The organism is Pseudomonas putida (genome assembly GCF_050989985.1).
Taxonomy (GTDB): Bacteria; Pseudomonadota; Gammaproteobacteria; order Pseudomonadales; family Pseudomonadaceae; genus Aquipseudomonas; species Aquipseudomonas putida_AI.
The window spans coordinates 1945692-1963534 of the sequence record NZ_CP158815.1 but is presented as its reverse complement, the minus strand read 5'-3'; the positions used below and the strand labels follow the sequence as shown (position 1 = coordinate 1963534).

General features: G+C 62.7%; 16 protein-coding genes. 12 read left to right on the top strand and 4 right to left on the bottom strand.

What is annotated here, in order from left to right:
• Nucleotides 1-171: 171 nt before the first annotated feature.
• Entirely contained in the window at nucleotides 172-930 is a 759-nt protein-coding gene (locus tag ABTV29_RS09240; protein ID WP_433771799.1) for an enoyl-CoA hydratase, read from the top strand.
• Nucleotides 931-950: 20 nt separating this feature from the next.
• A complete protein-coding gene (locus ABTV29_RS09235; protein WP_433769783.1) occupies nucleotides 951-2132 on the top strand; it encodes an acetyl-CoA C-acyltransferase family protein in 1182 nt (393 codons plus the stop codon).
• A 202-nt stretch (nucleotides 2133-2334) separates the two neighbouring features.
• On the opposite strand, the gene ABTV29_RS09230 is transcribed toward ABTV29_RS09235, so the two are convergent.
• Nucleotides 2335-2685, bottom strand: a complete 351-nt coding sequence (locus tag ABTV29_RS09230; RefSeq protein WP_433769782.1) for a hypothetical protein — start codon at nucleotides 2683-2685, stop codon at nucleotides 2335-2337.
• 368 nt (nucleotides 2686-3053) lie between these two features.
• On the opposite strand from ABTV29_RS09230, the gene ABTV29_RS09225 reads away from it, so the two are divergent.
• The 3 genes from ABTV29_RS09225 (at nucleotide 3054) to ABTV29_RS09215 (ending at nucleotide 7107) form a co-directional block, all read left to right on the top strand.
• Complete coding sequence (locus tag ABTV29_RS09225; protein ID WP_433769781.1) at nucleotides 3054-4223, top strand: aromatic ring-hydroxylating oxygenase subunit alpha; 1170 nt, start codon at nucleotides 3054-3056, stop codon at nucleotides 4221-4223.
• Between the two features lie 148 nt (nucleotides 4224-4371).
• Nucleotides 4372-6033, top strand: a complete 1662-nt coding sequence (locus ABTV29_RS09220; protein WP_433769780.1) for a choline dehydrogenase — start codon at nucleotides 4372-4374, stop codon at nucleotides 6031-6033.
• A 9-nt stretch (nucleotides 6034-6042) separates the two neighbouring features.
• Entirely contained in the window at nucleotides 6043-7107 is a 1065-nt protein-coding gene (locus tag ABTV29_RS09215) for a GlxA family transcriptional regulator (protein ID WP_433769779.1), read from the top strand.
• Between the two features lie 2 nt (nucleotides 7108-7109).
• On the opposite strand, the gene ABTV29_RS09210 is transcribed toward ABTV29_RS09215, so the two are convergent.
• Complete coding sequence (locus tag ABTV29_RS09210; protein WP_433769778.1) at nucleotides 7110-7838, bottom strand: class II aldolase and adducin N-terminal domain-containing protein; 729 nt, start codon at nucleotides 7836-7838, stop codon at nucleotides 7110-7112.
• Between the two features lie 202 nt (nucleotides 7839-8040).
• On the opposite strand from ABTV29_RS09210, the gene ABTV29_RS09205 reads away from it, so the two are divergent.
• Nucleotides 8041-9510 (top strand): aldehyde dehydrogenase family protein, encoded by a 1470-nt coding sequence (locus ABTV29_RS09205; protein ID WP_433769777.1) that lies wholly within the window; start codon nucleotides 8041-8043, stop codon nucleotides 9508-9510.
• Between the two features lie 241 nt (nucleotides 9511-9751).
• Complete coding sequence (locus tag ABTV29_RS09200; protein WP_433769776.1) at nucleotides 9752-10687, top strand: choline ABC transporter substrate-binding protein; 936 nt, start codon at nucleotides 9752-9754, stop codon at nucleotides 10685-10687.
• 68 nt (nucleotides 10688-10755) lie between these two features.
• Here ABTV29_RS09200 and ABTV29_RS09195 read toward each other — a convergent pair whose 3' ends face one another.
• Complete coding sequence (locus tag ABTV29_RS09195) at nucleotides 10756-11877, bottom strand: MFS transporter (protein ID WP_433769775.1); 1122 nt, start codon at nucleotides 11875-11877, stop codon at nucleotides 10756-10758.
• Between the two features lie 98 nt (nucleotides 11878-11975).
• On the opposite strand from ABTV29_RS09195, the gene ABTV29_RS09190 reads away from it, so the two are divergent.
• From ABTV29_RS09190 to ABTV29_RS09180, 3 genes are all read left to right on the top strand, one after another.
• On the top strand, nucleotides 11976-12740 hold the full coding sequence (locus ABTV29_RS09190; protein WP_433769774.1) for an AraC family transcriptional regulator: 765 nt from the start codon (nucleotides 11976-11978) through the stop codon (nucleotides 12738-12740).
• Nucleotides 12741-12835: 95 nt separating this feature from the next.
• Entirely contained in the window at nucleotides 12836-13957 is a 1122-nt protein-coding gene (locus ABTV29_RS09185; protein ID WP_433769773.1) for an HlyD family secretion protein, read from the top strand.
• Complete coding sequence (locus ABTV29_RS09180; protein ID WP_433769772.1) at nucleotides 13954-15546, top strand: DHA2 family efflux MFS transporter permease subunit; 1593 nt, start codon at nucleotides 13954-13956, stop codon at nucleotides 15544-15546. Before ABTV29_RS09185 ends, ABTV29_RS09180 begins: the two co-directional genes overlap by 4 nt.
• A gap of 181 nt (nucleotides 15547-15727) precedes the next feature.
• Here the strand turns inward: ABTV29_RS09180 and ABTV29_RS09175 are convergent, their stop codons facing one another.
• The gene (locus ABTV29_RS09175; RefSeq protein ID WP_110964052.1) at nucleotides 15728-16168 is read right to left on the bottom strand and encodes a carboxymuconolactone decarboxylase family protein; all 441 of its coding nucleotides are present in this window, start codon (nucleotides 16166-16168) and stop codon (nucleotides 15728-15730) included.
• 225 nt (nucleotides 16169-16393) lie between these two features.
• Between ABTV29_RS09175 and ABTV29_RS09170 the strand changes: the two genes are divergently transcribed.
• Together ABTV29_RS09170 and ABTV29_RS09165 are read left to right on the top strand one after the other, a co-directional pair.
• Nucleotides 16394-16900 carry a sigma-70 family RNA polymerase sigma factor gene (locus ABTV29_RS09170; protein ID WP_433769771.1) on the top strand — a complete coding sequence of 169 codons (507 nt, stop codon included), beginning with the start codon at nucleotides 16394-16396 and terminating at the stop codon, nucleotides 16898-16900.
• 16 nt (nucleotides 16901-16916) lie between these two features.
• Nucleotides 16917-17810: a FecR domain-containing protein gene (locus tag ABTV29_RS09165; RefSeq protein WP_433769770.1), complete on the top strand. Its 894-nt coding sequence runs from the start codon at nucleotides 16917-16919 to the stop codon at nucleotides 17808-17810.
• Nucleotides 17811-17843: the final 33 nt, after the last annotated feature.

The window sequence follows — 17843 nt, the reverse complement described above, 5'->3', positions numbered from 1 at the left end:
GAGCGGATGAACCTACTATTGGGCGATTCGCGGGGTGAAGCCATACCCCGAATGGGTGTGTCGACCTGCGACATGGCAAAAAGCATCAGGGCTGTTGACCCGTTTTGTCATAGCGGCGGGGTTTGCCCGGCGCTTAAAGTGGCCGCCAAACCGACCCAGCAGGCGCCTTCGATGACCGACCTGATCAAACAACAATTGAGCGATGGCGTGCTGACGCTAACCATCGACCGCCCGGACAAGCTCAACGCCCTGACCAATGCGATGTACACGCGGCTGGCCGATCTGCTGTTCGCCGCCGACGAGAACCCGGACATCGGGGTCATCATCCTGACCGGTGGCCCGAGCTGCTTTACCAGTGGTAACGACCTGGTGGACTTCCTGCAAGCGCCGCCGACCCATCTGGACAGCCCGGCCTTCCGCCTGATGCGCGCCGTGACCCATCTGCGAAAGCCACTGATCGCCGCGGTGTGCGGTGCGGCCATCGGCATCGGCACCACCCTGCTGCTGCATTGCGATCAGGTGCTGGTAACGCGCAACGCCAAGCTGCGCATGCCGTTCGTCAACATTGGCCTGTGCCCGGAGTTCGGCGCCAGCCTGCTGTTGCCGCGCCTGCTCGGTCAGGCCCGCGCCGCGCGCCTGCTGTTACTGGGCGACGGCTTCAATGGCGAGGATGCTGTGGCATGGGGCCTGGCCAACGAAGCCTTCGACGACGGCGAACAATGCCTGGCGGCAGCGGAAAAAGTCGCCCGGCGCCTGCTGGCGATGCCCCGTCAGGCCTTGCTTGAGTCCCGGCAACTGATGAAGCAGGCCGGCATGGCCGAACTGCAAGCCACCCTGCGTGAAGAAAACCAATTGTTCATTCAGCGCCTGAACAGCACTGAAGCCAAAACCGCCTTGAACGCACTGCTCAATCGCAGTACAGATAAGTAAATCCCGAAAGGAAACCCGTCATGAACACCCCGGAAATCTTCGTCGTCAGCGCCGCCCGTACCGCCATCGGTTCCTTCGGCGGCTCGCTCAAGGACGTGCCGCCCGTCGACCTCGCGACCACCGCGATCAAGGCCGCCCTGCAACGCGCCGCCGTGGATCCGGCGCTGGTTGGCCATCTGGTGATGGGCAACGTGATCCCTACCGAAACCCGCGATGCCTACCTCTCCCGCGTTGCCGCGATGAACGCCGGCATCCCCAAGGAAACCCCGGCCTATAACGTCAACCGCCTGTGCGGCTCCGGCCTGCAAGCGATTGTCAGCGCCGCGCAAACCCTGCTGCTGGGCGACGCCGAAATCGCCATCGGCGCCGGTGCCGAGTCCATGAGCCGTGGCCCGTACCTGATGCCGGCAGCCCGTTGGGGCGCGCGCATGGGCAACATCCAGGCCATCGACTACATGCTGGGCATCCTGCATGACCCGTTCCAGTCGATCCACATGGGCATCACCGCCGAGAACGTCGCCGCGCGCAACGGCATCACCCGTGAGATGCAGGACGCCCTGGCCCTGGAAGACCAGAAGCGCGCAGCCCACGCGATTGCCAACGGCTATTTCGTTGATCAGATCGCCACGGTAGAAATCCAGGGTCGCAAAGGCACCCAGTTGTTCAACGTCGATGAACACCCGCGCGCGACCTCCCTGGAGCAACTGGCGGCCATGAAGCCGGCGTTCAAGAAGGACGGTTCGGTCACCGCCGGCAACGCTTCGGGCCTGAACGACGGCGCCGCCGCGCTGGTCATGGCCACCGGCAACGCGGTGCAGGCCAACAACCTGCGTCCGATGGCGCGCCTGGTCAGCTACGCCCACGCCGGCGTCGAACCGGAACTGATGGGCCTGGGCCCGATCCCGGCCACCCGCCTGGCCCTCAAGCGCGCCGGCCTGACCGTCGCCGACATGGACGTGATTGAAGCCAACATCGCCTTCGCCGCCCAGGCCTGTGCCGTCAGCCAGGAGCTGGATCTGGACCCGGCCAAGGTCAACCCGAACGGCTCCGGCATCGCCCTGGGCCACCCGGTCGGCGCAACCGGCACCATCATCGCCACCAAGGCCATCCACGAACTGCACCGCACCAACGGCCGTTATGCGCTGGTGACCATGTGCATTGGTGGTGGTCAGGGGATTGCGGCGATTTTCGAACGCGCCTGACAGAGCCGATATAGCCCTGTAGATATTCTGTAGGAGCTGTCGAGTGCAACGAGGCTGCGATCTTTTCAAGGGCAAAATCAAAAGATCGCAGCCTGCGGCAGCTCCTACAGGGTGCGCCCCGAATTTTCGTGAAAAAAAAGGGCAAACGAGGTGCGGCTCGCCTGCCCATCAAAGGGAAAATGGTAAAACTGCTGTCGACGACTCAACTGACTTGAGGCACCAGTCGCGGCCCCTGGCGAGTCACCTGCTGACCCGGCTCGAAATGGGCATTGGGTGAGCGAACCGTACTGATTTCACCCTGCGTGTCCTTCACTTCGTAAGCGGTCTGCGAGAGACCTGCCGCTTGCTGCACCGAGCCACCGGCGAAGAATCCGGCACCGGCTCCCACCAAAGCTCCCACCGGGCCGCCAACGGCACCGACCATCAAACCAGTCAGGGCACCGTAGCCTTTGCCGGCGCTGGTATCCGACACCTCGCGCACGACCTGATCGGCCATGCACAGCGGGGAAAGCAAAAAACCGAACGTGAAGCCAAGAGCAATGGAACGGGTCATGGGACTCTCCTGCTTCGGGTTTAGTGCACTGGGCATTTCACGAAATATGCCAATTACTAAATCTATAAATATCAGCTGGTTACGACTAACCATGTCAAATTGACAACGAGTCATTCTGACAAAATGCTGTCATTTTGACTTGAATCAAGATCAAAGGATCGCAGCCTTCGGCAGCGCCTACAGGAGGGCGCATTCCAAATGCAGGAGCTGCCGAAGGCTGCGATCTTTTCGCTTTTATGCGTACCTCGCCTTGATGTTTTCACCGCGCAACTGGTCGCTTTCCATCAATCCCCCCTCCTCCGCGCCCCCTAGATTAGGTCCCACAACACAAGCCGTACCGTGCGGCGCCAGACCGAGGAGATCGTCCGATGCACACTGTCCAGAACCTCAAATCACACAGCTCGATCGAAGGCTGGGATCACCAGGATCCGGAAGAAGCGTTCACCCTGCCCTCGCGCTATTTCTACGACGAGACCCTGTTCAAGGCCGAGCGCGACAACATTTTCATGCATGCCTGGCATGTGGCCGGGCACGTCAGTGAGTTCGCCGAGCCTGGGCAGTATGTGGTGACGGATCTGTTCGACCAGAGCGTGGTGGTGGCGAAAAATCGGCAGGGGCAGATTCATGCCTTCCACAACGTCTGCCAGCATCGCGGCAATCGCCTGCTTGAAGAGCGTCGCGGCACCACCGGGGGCGTGGTGCGTTGCGCCTATCACTCCTGGTGCTACGAAATGGACGGCAGCCTGCGCAGCGCGCCCCGCTGCGAGAAGATGAAGAACTTCGAGCTGCAGCAGTTCAACATCCCGCAAATCCGCACCGAGGAAATGGGCGGCTTCATCTATTTCAACCTCGACCCGAAGGCACCTTCACTGCGGGATTTGTTCCCCGGTGCCGACGAAGAAATGCGCCGGGTGTTTCCGGACCTGGCCAACATGCGCCTGATCGAAGAACAGGACGTGATCGTGCCGGCCAACTGGAAGGTGATCATGGACAACTCCATCGAGGGCTATCACTTCAAGCTGTCGGGGCCGTGCCATATCGACCTGGCCAAACTCATCGACTTCAAGGGCTACCAGTTGACCAAACGCGACAACTGGTGGACCTACATCGCCCCGGCCAACCTCACGGTGACCGAAGCCTATGGCGTGCCGCTGCGCAAGGATCTGAACCCGGACGAATGCTTCTTCAACATCGGCATGTGGCCGAACAACACCTTCTACACCTTCCCGTTCTCGGAGTTTTTGGGCTCGTTCATCATGATTCCGCTGGACGCCGAGCGCTCGCTATTGCGCTTCGGCTACTACTCCAGCAACGCCGAGACCGCGAAGGTCAGCGAGCAATGCATGAAGTGGATGAACGAGGACCTGGGGCCGGAAGACATCGCCCTGAACATCTCGGTGCAAAAAGGCCTGCGTTCGCTGGGCTACGACCAGGGCCGCTACATGATCGATGCCCAGCGCAGCAATGAAAGCGAGCATCTGGTGCATCACTTCCATCGGTTGGTGTTTAACGGGATTCATGGGCAATCGTCGATCTGAGCCAACCACAATCCCTGTAGGAGCGAGCCTGCTCGCGATGGCGGTGGGTCAGGCACATCGATATTGAATGTATCGACCCCATCGCGAGCAGGCTCGCTCCTACAGGGGATCTGTGTTGTGACCCTTCATTTATGGAGCAAAACGAACCATGGCCAACCATGAGTTTGATTACCTGATCGTGGGCGCTGGGTCCGCTGGCTGCGTGCTGGCCAACCGTCTGGGTGAAGACCCGGCGCTGCAAATCCTGCTGCTGGAAGCCGGCCCCGCGGACAAGAGCTGGACCATCGACATGCCGTCGGCGGTCGGGCTGGTGGTCGGTGGCACGCGCTACAACTGGAGCTACAGCTCCGAACCCGAGCCCTGGCTGGACGGCCGCCGCATCGGCACGCCGCGCGGCCGGACCCTGGGCGGTTCCTCGTCGATCAACGGCATGGTCTACATCCGTGGCCATGCCCGGGACTACGACGCCTGGGCCGAACAGGGCTGCACGGGCTGGAGCTATCAGGACGTCTTGCCGTACTTCAAACGGGCCCAGGCCCATGCCGACGGCGAAGACGATTACCGCGGTGCGGCCGGACATCTGCACGTCACCCCCGGCAACGTGGAAACACCCTTGTGCGCGGCGTTTCTGAAGGCCGGTGCCGAGGCCGGGTATGGCTTGAGCGACGACCTCAACGGTTATCGCCAGGAAGCCTTCGGCCCGGTGGATCGCACCACCCGCAACGGTCGTCGCTGGAGCACCTCGCGGGGTTATCTGAGCGAAGCGCTGGGCCGGGGCAACGTGCGGGTGAGCACCGATGCCCTTGCGTTGCGCATCCTGTTCGACGGCCAGCGCGCCATCGGCATCGAGTACGAACAGAATGGCGAAATCCACCAGGCCCTTGCACGGCGCGAAGTGCTGTTGACCGCCGGCGCGATCAATTCGCCGCAACTGCTGTTGCTCTCGGGCGTAGGCCCGGCTTCAGAACTGCGCGACCTGGGCATCAGCGTCAAACAGGACCTGCCCGGTGTCGGCCGTCGCCTCAACGACCACCCCGACACCGTCGTGCAGTACCTGTGCAAAAAACCGGTGTCGCTGTACCCCTGGACCACCGCGCCGGGCAAATGGTGGATCGGCGCCCGCTGGTTCGCCACCCATGACGGCCCGGCGGCGAGCAATCACTTCGAAGCGGGGGCGTTCATCCGTTCCCGGGCCGGGGTCGAGCATCCCGACCTGCAATTGACCTTCATGCCACTGGCGGTGAAACCCGGCAGTGTCGACCTGGTGCCCAGCCACGCGTTCCAGATCCACATCGACCTGATGCGCCCCACCAGCCTGGGCAGTGTCACGCTCAACAGCGCCGACCCCAGGCAGCCACCGCGCATCCTGTTCAATTACCTGAAAACCGAGCAGGATCGAGCCGACATGCGCGCAGGTGCCAGGCTGGTGCGCGAGATCATCGGGCAACCAGCCATGGCCGCGTTCCGGGGCGAGGAACTGGTGCCCGGCCCGCACGCGCAAAGTGACGAAGCGCTGGATGCCTGGGCCAGGCAAGTCACGGAAACCGGCTACCATGCCAGCGGTACTTGCAAAATGGGCCCGGCGAGCGACGCCGAAGCGGTGGTCGACCCGCAATTGCGCGTGCATGGCCTGCAGGGTTTGCGGGTGGTGGACGCCTCGATCATGCCGGTGATAGTCAGCGGCAACACCAACGCTCCGACGGTGATGATCGCGGAGAAGGCCAGCGATATGATTCGCGGCAAGCTGCCACTGCCACGCAGCCTTGCAGCGGTCTGGACTCACCCACAATGGCAGACACGGCAACGATAGAGATCAGTCATGAGCAATCAGTCGTGCAGTAATGCAGAAACCCGTTTCACCTGGCGGCGCGACGATGTCGCGCCGTTGCGCGTGGCGGTGTTGCTGTTGCCGTCGTTTTCCAACTTCGGTCTGGCCGCGGTGCTGGAGCCGCTGGCCATTGCCAACTGGCTGACCCAGCGCCAGCTGTTCCAGTGGTCGCTGCTGTCGCTGGACGGCGAACCGGTGCAGGCCAGCAACGGCCTGACCACCGTCGCCAACGACGGCTTGAAGGCCGACCAGGGTTTCGATGCGTGCCTGGTGATCGCCAGTTTCGATGTGCACAAACACAGCCGCAACCTCGCGCTCAAAAGCTGGCTGCGCAAACAGGCGCTGTTCGGCGCGGTGTTGATGGGCGTGGAAACCGGCACCGAGCTGCTGGCCGCCGCTGGCGTGCTCGATGGCTACGAAGCCGCCGTGCACTGGGACAATCTGCAGGGTTTCCAGGAAAGCTACCCACGGGTCCACGCCAAGCCGCAGCTCTACACCCTGGAACGCCAGCGCCTGACCTGCGCCGGCGCCACCACCACCCTGGACATGTTGCTGGGCTGGATCGGCCAGAGCATCGACAGCGAACTGGCGCGGGAAATCGGCATGCACCTGTTGATGGGCCAGGTGCGGGCGCCCGCGGACAACCAGCTCGACGGCGGCCTGACCAACACCGGGCTATACGGCAACAAGATTCGCCGGGCAGTGCAGTTGATGGAACAGGCGCTGGAGGAACCCCTCGATTGCGAGGCGATTGCCGGTCAGGTCGGGCTGTCGCGCCGGCAACTGGAGCGCCAGTTCAAGCATCAGACCGGCCTGTCGCCGCTCAAGTACTACCTCACCCTGCGTCTGGCCAGGGCCCACAGCCTGCTGCAACAGACCCGCCTGAGCGTGGCGCAGGTGGCGGCCTGTTCAGGCTTCGGCTCGCTGGAGCACTTCTCCCGCACCTACCGCGCCCGCTTCGGCTGCCCGCCCAGCGAAGACCGCAGCCAGGTCTGGACCGCCCCGGTGATGCGCCAGCCGCTGCGCAAGGAGCAACGGCCGGCCGAGGCGGAGTGATTTCACAGGCGATAGCCCGGTTCTTCCTCATCGAGAATGCCCATCAGCGCATTGAAATGCTTGTCGGCAAAGCCCGGGTAGTCGAGCCATTGCCGGCAGGTCTTGCGCGCGATGGCGTCGCTGGCGATCCGTAGTTCGCGACCGGTGGACAGCGCAGTGATGTAGGTCTCGCAGGCCCGCTCGAAGTAATACAGATCATCGAACGCCTGGGCGATGCTCGGCGCCGCCACCAGCACGCCGTGATTGCCCATCAGCAGGATCGGCTTGTCCCCCAGCAGACGGCTGACCCGCTCGGCCTCGTCCCCCAGGCCCATGCCGTCGAACCCCTCATCGATCACCACCCGCTCGAAAAAGCGCATGCAGTTCTGCTCGATGGGCGGCAGCCGCGAGTCTGCCAAGCAGGCCAATGCCGTCGCATATTTCGAATGGGTATGCAGGATGCAGCGGGCATGGGGCTGATTGCGGTGCAAGGCGCTGTGCAAGGCCCAGGCGGTAATGTCGGGCGCGTCCGGGCGGTCGAGGCTGGCCGGCTCATCGGCATTGACCAGCAGCAGATCGCTGGCCCTGATCCGCGAGAAATGCTTGCCGTAGGGGTTGATCAAAAATTCCCGGCCGTCCCCCGACACCGCCACGCTGAAGTGATTGGCGATGGATTCGTGCAGGTTCAGCCGCGCGGCCCAGCGAAACGCGCAGGCCAGGCGGATTCTCAGTTGCTCAACGGATTGACTCATCCCGTACTCCACAGAGGTTGATCGGATGCCTGGCAGTGTAGAGAGACGATCTGCGCCTGCTTGACGGGAAACGACACCGGCTGCCGTTATTTCGCAGCGCCTGGACCGTGAGAAAACGGCGCGCTTATGCCGCGTTTGATCAAGAGCCACCCCGCGCGCACCTCCATAGTGACGACCACGACCCACTTGGCTGGAGACGCCCATGCTGCAGATTCGATTGTTCATCGCGGGGAATTGGCAAGCGCCACAGGTGCCGCAGTATCGCGATGTGATCAACCCCGCCACTGAAGAAGTACTGGCACAGGTGGCCGTCACCGATGCCATTGACGCACAACGGGCCATCAGCGCCGCGCGACGAGCCTTCGACGAGGGTCCCTGGCCAACAATGGCGGTGACCGAACGCGCGCAACTTCTGCAGAAAATCGCCGCTCTGATCGAACAGGACGCCGAGCACCTGGCGCGCCTGGAAACCCTCAACGCCGGTAAAACCCTGGGCGAAAGCCTCGCGGATATCGGCAACGTGGTAGCGACCTTCCGCTACTACGCCGCCTTGCTGGAAAGCGAAAGCGCCAGCGTCAACAGCCACGCCCCGGCCCACGTGATCAGCTTCAACCAGCGCGAGCCCGTGGGCGTGTGCGGCTTGATCGCACCCTGGAACTACCCGCTGCTGCAAGCGGTGTGGAAAATCGCCCCGGCCCTGGCCGCCGGCAATACCGTGGTGTTCAAGCCCAGCAGCCTGACGCCGATGACGGCCCATCGCTTAACCGTCCTGCTGGCACAAGCCGGTTTGCCCGACGGGGTATTCAATCTGTTGTGCGGCGACGGGGATGTCGGTGAAGTGCTCGCGGCCAGCCACGACGTGGACCTGGTGTCGCTGACCGGTGGCGCCGTTGCCGGCGGCAAGGTGATGCGCGCCGCCAGCGGCAACTTCAAGCGCGTGGCCCTGGAACTGGGGGGCAAGAACCCGAACATCGTGTTTGCCGACGCCGATTTCGAGGTGGCGCTGGATCAGGCGCTGAACGCGGTGTTTTTCAATGCCGGGCAAATCTGCTCGGCCGGCTCGCGCCTGTTGCTCGAAGACAGCATTCATGACCGTTTTGTCGAAGCCTTGCAGCAGCGGATCCTGAAGATTCGCCTGGGCAATGGCCTCGATCAGTCGACGCAAATGGGCCCGCTGATCAGCGCCGGTCACCGCGACCAAATCCTGACGATGATTGGCGGCGCCCTCGAACAGGGCGCGACCCTGCTGGCCGGTGGGACTATCCCCGCGCAATTCGACCGCGGCTTCTGGCTGTCGCCCACCCTGCTCGGCAACGTCACCGCCGACATGCACATCGCCCGGGAAGAAATCTTCGGCCCGGTGATCACCGTCGAGCGCTTCAGCAACGAAGCCCAGGCGCTGCGCCTGGCCAACGACACACCGTTCGGCCTGGCGGCCGGGGTCTGGACCAGGGACATCGGCAAGGCGCATCGCATGGCCCGGCGCCTGCGGGTCGGCACCTTGTGGATCAACGACTACAACGCCGCCTTCCCCCAGGCGCCCTGGGGCGGCTACAAGTCCAGCGGCATCGGTCGCGAACTGTCGCGGGCGGGCCTCGATGAGTTCACCGAGCTCAAGCACATCTACCTCAACACCGAACCGGCGGCGCTGAACTGGTTTGGTATCGAGTAGGCCAATTGACCACACACAAACCTGTGGCGAGCGAGCTTGCTCGCGCCGGGCTGCGAAGCGGCCCCCTGCGCTCTTTCAGTCAGACAAGGTTGTCAGGATTTACGACTGCTTCGCAGCCGAGCGCGAGCAAGCTCGCTCGCCACAATTGCGCGTCTTCATCAGAGGCATTTTTGCATTACCCATAACAACAAGACCGTGACACCCCAAACCGCTGCCGACGTTTACCTTGAGGAGTCGATCCATGAAAGCCTTGCTCTTGCTTGCATCCCTCAGTATCCCGTTGCTCACCCAAGCCGCCGAACCGGAATCCTGCGCCACGGTGCGCTTCTCCGATGTCGGCTGGACCGACATCACCGTGACCACCGCCGTGGCCAGCGAGGTGCTGGAATCCCTGGGCTACAAAACCAAGACCACCTTGCTGTCGATCCCGGTGACCTACCGCGCCCTGTCGTCCGGCAAGGAACTGGACGTGTTCCTCGGCAACTGGATGCCCACCACCGAAAACGACATCAAGCCCTACCGCGACGCCGGCACCGTGGAAACCGTGCGCGCCAACCTGCACGGCGCCAAATACACCCTGGCGGTGCCCGACTACGTGTACGACGCCGGGCTGCACGACTTCGCCGACATCGCCAAATTCAAGGACAAACTCAACGGTCAGCTATACGGCATTGAACCGGGCAACGACGGCAACCGGCTGATCCAGACCATGATCGACAAGGACGCCTTCGGCCTGAAGGATTTCAAGATCGTCGAATCCAGCGAAGCGGCGATGCTCTCACAACTCAAACGCACCACACGCAAGAACGAATGGATGGTGTTCCTGGCCTGGGAACCGCACCCGATGAATACCCGCAACAAGATGAAGTACCTCAGCGGCGGTGACGACTACTTCGGCCCGAACTTCGGCCAGGCCACGGTCTACACCAACGTACGCAAGGGCTACCTCACCGAATGCAGCAACGTCGGCAAGCTCCTGCAAAACATGGAGTTCAGCCTGGCCATGGAGAACCAGCTGATGGATGCGGTGTTGAACCAGAACCAGAAACCGAGGGCGGCGGCCAAGGCGTGGCTGAAGGCTAATCCGGCGGTGCTGGAGGCCTGGCTTTCCGGGGTCAGCAGCCGCGATGGCAAGGATGGCTTGGCAATGGCCAGTGCGCGGTTGGCGAGCCAATAAGCAGCGACAGTGATCAAAGGCGGGAGCGCGCCGGCTCGCCCCCGCCACGGATGTTCAGCGTTGATGGCTTAGCGGTTTGTGCCACAGAGCAATAAAGCCGCTGCACCGCACAGCATCAATGTCTCCCCTAACGCCTGCCCCCAAGACACCAGCATCAACCCGCCACCGATCAACAAGTAATAGAGCAAACCGAACAGCGCACCGGCGGTGCCCAGCCGATCGCCATAATGGATCAGTGCCGCACCCAGGATGTTTGGAATCGCCATGCCGAATGCCAGCACCACCAACAACATCGGCAACACGAACAAAACACTTCGTTCCAGGATCCACACACCGCTGGCCCCCACCAGCATGAGCGCCGACGCCATCTGAACAAGTTGCGCCCCGCGAAGCCCCCGTTGAAGCAGCCTCCTGTTGAACCAGGCACCGAGCCCCGAACCCAGGGCCAGGATGACGCCGCTGTAGCCGAACCCTTGCGTGCTCAAACCAAGTTGCTCAAATACGAACGGGCCAAGGCTGTAGTAGCTGAACAGAGCAATGTTGAACAGGGCCACCAGGAGCGTCGAGCGCCAGATACGGAGGTCACACAGCATTGTCCACAGCGTCTCGAGCAGCGCTGCTGCCTTCACCTCTTGCGGCCGGGTTTCCGGCAAGTCCCACATGCACCAGAGCCACAGTGTCAGCGAGATGAGTAACAAACAGCCCAGTCCGCCTCGATAACCGAAGGCATATACCAGGCTCGCCCCAGTAAAAAGACCGATGGCCGGGCTGGCTGCCAGCGCGATCCCCATCAGCGAAAACACTTTTGCCAGATCCGCTCCCTGGAAACGATCGCGAAGCACGGTCTGTGTGACGACCGACCCCACGGCAGCCCCGAACGCGCCGAGCGCCTGGGCGATCAACAGCGCATCGAAGGTACCGGCACCGAGCGCCAGCATCGAAGCGCCGATGTACAGCGCCAATCCGCCAAGCATCGCCGGGCGCCGTCCAATCAGGTCACACAACCGCCCCCACGCCACCACGCCCAATGCAAACGCCAGAAAAAACACCGACAGGGTCTGCGCTACTTGTTGCGGGCCGACGGCAAAAGCATGACCGATATCCGTTAGCGCCGGGCTGTAAAGGGTTTGCGCAATCTGCGGAAACATCAGCAGGGCAATCGCCAGGCCGAGGAACTTCTTACCCATCATGACCAATTCACTCCTCAGAAAACTGCCTCGCAGCTTAAGAAGTCGTGACTGGCGTATTATCGAAATCCTGACATTTTATCGCGCAAATCGGACAAACCATGGCCTGGCTGGACTCCCACGCCCCCTTCGACCCCGACAGTTTTGATGCCCCGATTATCGGGATTGCCGCGACCCTGGGCGATCACGACTCCGGAACCCACCACCATCGACGCGGGCAGTTGCTATTGACCCGCCAGGGTTGCACACGCATAACCCTGGCGCAGCAGCTGTGCTTGTTGCCACCCTCGCGCGCGGCGTGGATTGCGCCGGGCATTGCCCACCGGGCGGTCATGCAGCACAGCGTCGATTATCGCTCCATCTACCTGACGCCCGCCTTGTGCGCAAACTTGCCGCAGCAGGTCTGCGTGATAGAGGTCAGCCCCTTGCTGCGAGCTGTGCTGGAAGCGATCGCCCATGCCGACTTCGACATCGATTGGCAACAAGGCAATTACCCCCATCTGCTCGGACTGTGCCTGAACGAAATCCGCGACGCGGCCCGGCAACCCATGCTGCTGCCCTTGCCCACGGATAAACGCCTGGCCCCGCTGCTCGCCCGCCTGGAGCAATTGCCACCGCAACTTCAGGTGCTGCAGGAACAGATTGGCGCCAGCGGTCGAACCATAGGCCGGATCTTCCAGCGCGAAACCGGAATGAGTTATCAGCAATGGCGCCAACAGTGGCGCTTGATGCGCGCCATCGAATTGCTGTCCACCGGGCGCAACATTGGCTACAGCGCCTTCGAACTGGGGTTCGCCAGCGATAGCGCATTTATCGCCTTCTTCAAGAGCATGACCGGCACAACCCCCGGCGACTGGCCGGGATAGTTCCTGACGACCGGCAGCAAAAATAAATTGCCACTAAATATGACATGCGTCATATTACGTACGTAATTAAATGCCGTTTCCTACAGGAAATCCCCATGACCAGCATGCCCTCCGTTGAGCCCGACCTGGCGGTCCCCGTGACCACCCCCAAGCCTCCCCTGCTCAAACGCCTGCTCCTGCCAACCGTCGGCATCGCTGCATTGGTGCTGGCCGGTGTGTATGGCGCCCATTGGTGGAGCACTGGCCGCTTTATCGAGGAAACCGACGACGCCTACATCGGTGGCGACGTGACGGTGATCGGACCGAAAGTCTCCGGCTATATAGAAGAAGTGCTGGTGACCGACAACCAGAAGGTCAAGGCCGGCGATGTGCTGATCCGCCTCGATTCCCGGGATTACCGCGCCAACCTGGCCAAGGCCGAAGGCGCGGTGGCGGCGCAGGAAGCCCTGCTCGCCAACCTCGATGCCACCGAACAGCTGCAACAGGCCGTCATCGGTCAGGCCCGCGCCGGCATCGATGCCGCCGGCGCCGAAACCGCCCGTTCCCGGGATGACGATGCGCGCTACAAAAAACTGGTCAGCACCAACGCCGTCTCGGTGGAAAGCGCGCAGCGGGCCAATGCCACTTTCAAGACGGCTTCAGCGCTGAGCGCCCGCGCCCAAGCCGAACTGGTGGCCTCGCAACGGCAGCTGAACGTGATCGCCACACAGAAACAACAGGCCCGCGCCGCGTTGATTCAAGCGAAAGCCGAGCGCGACCTGGCGCAGTTGAACGTCGGCTACACCGAACTGCGGGCCCCGGTTGATGGTGTGATCGGCAATCGCCGCGCGCGTGTCGGCGCCTACGCCCAGGCCGGTTCGCAAATGCTCTCGGTGGTACCGAGCAGCGGCTTGTGGGTCGATGCCAACTTCAAGGAAGACCAACTGGCGCGCATGGTGCCGGGGCAGCGCGTGGTGATTCATGCCGACGTGCTTTCGGGCCAGGAATTCCACGGCCATCTCGACAGCCTGGCGCCGGCCAGCGGTTCGCAGTTCAGCGTGCTGCCACCGGAGAACGCCACCGGCAACTTCACCAAGATCGTGCAGCGGGTACCGGTGCGCATTCACCTGGACCCTGCCGACAGCGTGCTCGGTCACCTGCGTCCGGGCCTGTCGGTCACCGCTGAAGTGGACACCCGCAAAGCGCCGGATGCGCCTGCCGTGGCCAGCGCGCCATGAGCCGCGCCCTCGCCGCCCCCGCGCAACCATTCAATGCCGCGAGCATGACCACGGGAACCAAGGTCTTCGCCTTCGCCACCATGTGCATCGGCATGTTCATTGCGCTGCTGGATATCCAGATTGTCTCGGCTTCGCTGCGCGACATCGGCGGCGGACTGTCCGCAGGCACCGACGAAACCGCCTGGGTGCAAACCAGCTACCTGATCGCCGAAATCATCGTGATCCCGCTGTCCGGCTGGCTCTCCCGGGTGTTTTCGACGCGCTGGCTGTTTTGCGCATCAGCGGTGGGGTTCACCCTGACCAGCCTGCTGTGCGGCCTGGCCTGGAACATCCAGAGCATGATTGCCTTTCGCGCCCTGCAAGGGTTTCTCGGCGGCTCGATGATCCCGATGGTGTTCACCACGGCCTTCGTGTTTTTCAGCGGCAAGCAACGGGTGATCGCCGCCGCCACCATCGGCGCGGTGGCCTCGCTGGCACCGACACTGGGGCCGGTCATTGGTGGCTGGATCACCGATATTTCGTCCTGGCACTGGTTGTTCTACATCAACCTGGTCCCCGGCATATTCGTTGCCGTGGCGGTGCCGATGCTGGTCAAGATCGACCAGCCGGAACTGTCGCTGCTCAAGGGCGCCGACTATATAAGCATGGTGTTCCTGGCCTTGTTCCTCGGCTGCCTGGAATACACCCTCGAAGAAGGTCCGCGCTGGAACTGGTTCAGCGACAGCACGATCCTGACCACCGCGTGGATCAGCGGCCTGGCCGGCCTGGCCTTCATCGGCCGGACCCTGTACGTGGCCAACCCGATCGTCGATCTGCGCGCCTTGAAAGACCGCAACTTCGCCCTCGGCTGTTTCTTCTCGTTCGTCACCGGCATCGGCCTGTTCGCCACCATTTACCTGACGCCGCTGTTTCTCGGCCGGGTGCGTGGCTATGGCGCGCTGGACATTGGTCTGGCGATTTTCTCCACCGGCGTGTTCCAGCTCATGGCAATTCCGCTGTACGCCTTTCTGGCCAACCGCATCGATCTGCGCTGGATCATGATGACCGGCCTGGGCCTGTTCGCCCTGTCGATGTGGGATTTCAGCCCGATCACCCATGACTGGGGGGCCAAGGAATTGATGTTGCCGCAAGCCTTGCGCGGCATCGCCCAGCAACTGGCGGTACCGCCAACGGTGACCCTGACCCTGGGCGGGCTGGCACCGGCGCGGCTCAAACATGCCTCGGGGTTGTTCAACCTGATGCGCAACCTGGGCGGCGCCATCGGCATCGCCGCCTGCGCCACCATCCTCAACGATCGCACCAACCTGCACTTCACCCGTCTGGCGGAGAACCTCAACAGCACCAACGAGGCCCTCAACCAGTGGCTGTCCCAGGTCGGCAACAACTTCGCCGCTCTGGGCCAGAGCGGCGATACCGGCGTCACCGCCAGCCTGCATCAGCTATGGCAGCTGACCTTCCGCGAAGCTCAGACGCAGACCTACGGCGATGCGTTCCTGATGATCATGGTCTGCTTCATCATCGCCACGGCGATGGTGCCCCTGATGCGCAAGGTACAACCACCGGCCGCGCCGAGTGCGGATGCTCACTGAGTCCGGATCTCAAACCTGCCCCCCCCCCCCCTGTAGGAGCGAGCTTGCTCGCGATGACGTCCGTCCAGTCGACAACGTATTGACTGATAGGCCGCTATCGCGAGCAAGCTCGCTCCCACAGTGACTGGGGGATACCGCAAGATCAGGGCTCGGCTCGCTCCTACAGTTGATTGGGGGGCTATCAGGCTTGCGGAGTCTTGCGGAAGCCCACGGCCAGGCGGTTCCAGCTGTTGATGGTGCTGATCGCCACGGTCAGGTCGACCATTTCCTTTGGCGAGAATTGTGCGGCGACCGCTGCGTAGTCTTCGTCCGGGGCGTGGGTCAGGCTCAGTTGGGTCAGGGTTTCGGTCCACAGCAGCGCGGCGCGTTCGCGGTCGGTGAAGAACGGTGCTTCACGCCAGGCGGTTACGGCGAACAGGCGACGGGTGGTTTCGCCAGCCTTGAGGGCATCGGCGGTGTGCATGTCGATGCAGAAGGCGCAGCCGTTGATTTGCGAAGCACGCAGCTTGACCAGTTCGATCAGCGGCTTTTCCAGCGGCAGCTTGGAGACGGCGGTTTCCAGGGCAATCATGGCTTTGAGAGCGTCAGGGGAAGCGGTGTAGAAGTCGATGCGCGGTTGCATTTAGGTGCTCCAGGGCAAGTGGTGTGTGTGTGTCACTACGTTAGTCCCGCCGGCGATTTACACAAATATCCAATCCTCGGGAAGACGAGTAGGCCACTGCGGGGCCTGTGAAAAAAATCCGTAATGAGAATTGCCATCAATCACTGATGGCCACTAGAATGCGATCAATTCTTAATTACACTCACGCAGGATGCACGAGTCGAGTGAGTCGAGTATCTGCCCGCCATGTCGTCCGCCGATCAGTCCCTGAACCAGCAAGTCCATAACCTCTACAGCGAGCACCACGGGTGGCTGCAGGGATGGTTGCACCGCAAACTGGGTAACCGCTGCGATGCCGCCGACCTGGCCCACGATACCTTCCTGCGGCTGTTGACGCGCCAGGTGGTCAAGCCGCTGGGCAGCGAACCGCGGGCGCTGCTGACGCACATTGCCAAGGGCCTGGTGATCGACCGCTGGCGCCGCCAGGACATCGAGCGCGCCTACCTGGACACCATCGCCCATCTGCCGGTGGCCGAAGTGCCGTCGCCGGAAACCCGCCTGCTGATCCTCGAAACCCTGTGGCGCATCGAGGCGCTGCTGCGGGAACTGCCGGCAGCGACCCGCGATACGTTTCTGCTGTCGCAGATCGAAGGCCTGACCTACGCGCAGATCGCCACCCGCCTGAATGTCTCGCTGATCACCATCAAGCGCCACATGCGCGCGGCGTTCATTGCCTGCCTGAGCGTTGCCTGATGAAGAGCGTCGCCTGATGAATTCGCCGATGATCAACCCACAGATTCTCGGTGAAGCCGCCGACTGGCTGGTGCAGTTGCATTCCGGTACCGCCACCGCCGCCGATCACCAGGCCATCGCCCAGTGGCGCAGTCGCAGCCTCGAACATGCCCAGGCCTGGCAACGGGCCTCGCGCAAGGATGGCCTCACCCGTCGCCAGACCCTCACCCGCATGGGCCTGTTGCTGATGGCAGGTCCCCTGGGTTTCGCCTCGCAGCATCTGCCTTGGGAACAGTGGACCGCCGATCAGCGCACCGCCGTGGGCGAGCAGAAGAACCTGCAATTGCCCGATGGCAGCCAGTTGCTGCTCAACACCGACAGCGCGGTGAACATTGCCTTCAACACCACCGAGCGGCGCGTGCTGTTGCTCGACGGCGAGGTGCTGATCCGTACCGCGCCAGACCTGGGCGCGCGCCCCTTTATCGTCGAAACGCCACAGGGCAGCTTGCGAGCGCTGGACACCCGGTTCTGCGTGCGTACCGAAGGCGCCCGCAGCCACGTGTCCATCCTGGAAGGGCAAGCGGTGATCACGCCGCAGTTGCTGCAACAGAGTTCGACCCTGAACGCCGGCCAGCGCCAGAGCTTCACCCAAAGCCGTCTGGACGCCGCACAATCGTTCGACACCGCGGCCGTGGCCTGGGACAAAGGCATGCTGTTGGCCAACAACATGCGCCTGGACCAGTTGCTCGGCGAGTTGAGCCGCTACCGCCCGGGCGTGCTGCGCTGCCATCCGGATGTCGCCGCACTGCGGGTCTCGGGAGCGTTTTCCCTGCGCGACACCGACGCCAGCCTGCGCCTGCTCAGCGATACCCTGCCATTGAACATCAGCCACATGACCCGCTATTGGCTGTCGGTCGAACCGAGGGCCTGATGCGTCAGCCTGTGATGATCAGCGCTGCTGACA

What these genes read in the sequence shown, in the direction of transcription:
- ABTV29_RS09210 (WP_433769778.1), bottom strand. Translation starts at nt 7,838, where the DNA reads ATGAGTCAATCCGTTGAGCAACTGAGAATCCGCCTGGCCTGCGCGTTT.
- ABTV29_RS09170 (WP_433769771.1), top strand. Translation starts at nt 16,394, where the DNA reads ATGTCGTCCGCCGATCAGTCCCTGAACCAGCAAGTCCATAACCTCTAC.
- ABTV29_RS09205 (WP_433769777.1), top strand. Translation starts at nt 8,041, where the DNA reads ATGCTGCAGATTCGATTGTTCATCGCGGGGAATTGGCAAGCGCCACAG.
- ABTV29_RS09165 (WP_433769770.1), top strand. Translation starts at nt 16,917, where the DNA reads ATGAATTCGCCGATGATCAACCCACAGATTCTCGGTGAAGCCGCCGAC.
- ABTV29_RS09220 (WP_433769780.1), top strand. Translation starts at nt 4,372, where the DNA reads ATGGCCAACCATGAGTTTGATTACCTGATCGTGGGCGCTGGGTCCGCT.
- ABTV29_RS09185 (WP_433769773.1), top strand. Translation starts at nt 12,836, where the DNA reads ATGACCAGCATGCCCTCCGTTGAGCCCGACCTGGCGGTCCCCGTGACC.
- ABTV29_RS09215 (WP_433769779.1), top strand. Translation starts at nt 6,043, where the DNA reads ATGAGCAATCAGTCGTGCAGTAATGCAGAAACCCGTTTCACCTGGCGG.
- ABTV29_RS09200 (WP_433769776.1), top strand. Translation starts at nt 9,752, where the DNA reads ATGAAAGCCTTGCTCTTGCTTGCATCCCTCAGTATCCCGTTGCTCACC.
- ABTV29_RS09195 (WP_433769775.1), bottom strand. Translation starts at nt 11,877, where the DNA reads ATGATGGGTAAGAAGTTCCTCGGCCTGGCGATTGCCCTGCTGATGTTT.
- ABTV29_RS09235 (WP_433769783.1), top strand. Translation starts at nt 951, where the DNA reads ATGAACACCCCGGAAATCTTCGTCGTCAGCGCCGCCCGTACCGCCATC.
- ABTV29_RS09230 (WP_433769782.1), bottom strand. Translation starts at nt 2,685, where the DNA reads ATGACCCGTTCCATTGCTCTTGGCTTCACGTTCGGTTTTTTGCTTTCC.
- ABTV29_RS09190 (WP_433769774.1), top strand. Translation starts at nt 11,976, where the DNA reads ATGGCCTGGCTGGACTCCCACGCCCCCTTCGACCCCGACAGTTTTGAT.
- ABTV29_RS09240 (WP_433771799.1), top strand. Translation starts at nt 172, where the DNA reads ATGACCGACCTGATCAAACAACAATTGAGCGATGGCGTGCTGACGCTA.
- ABTV29_RS09225 (WP_433769781.1), top strand. Translation starts at nt 3,054, where the DNA reads ATGCACACTGTCCAGAACCTCAAATCACACAGCTCGATCGAAGGCTGG.
- ABTV29_RS09180 (WP_433769772.1), top strand. Translation starts at nt 13,954, where the DNA reads ATGAGCCGCGCCCTCGCCGCCCCCGCGCAACCATTCAATGCCGCGAGC.
- ABTV29_RS09175 (WP_110964052.1), bottom strand. Translation starts at nt 16,168, where the DNA reads ATGCAACCGCGCATCGACTTCTACACCGCTTCCCCTGACGCTCTCAAA.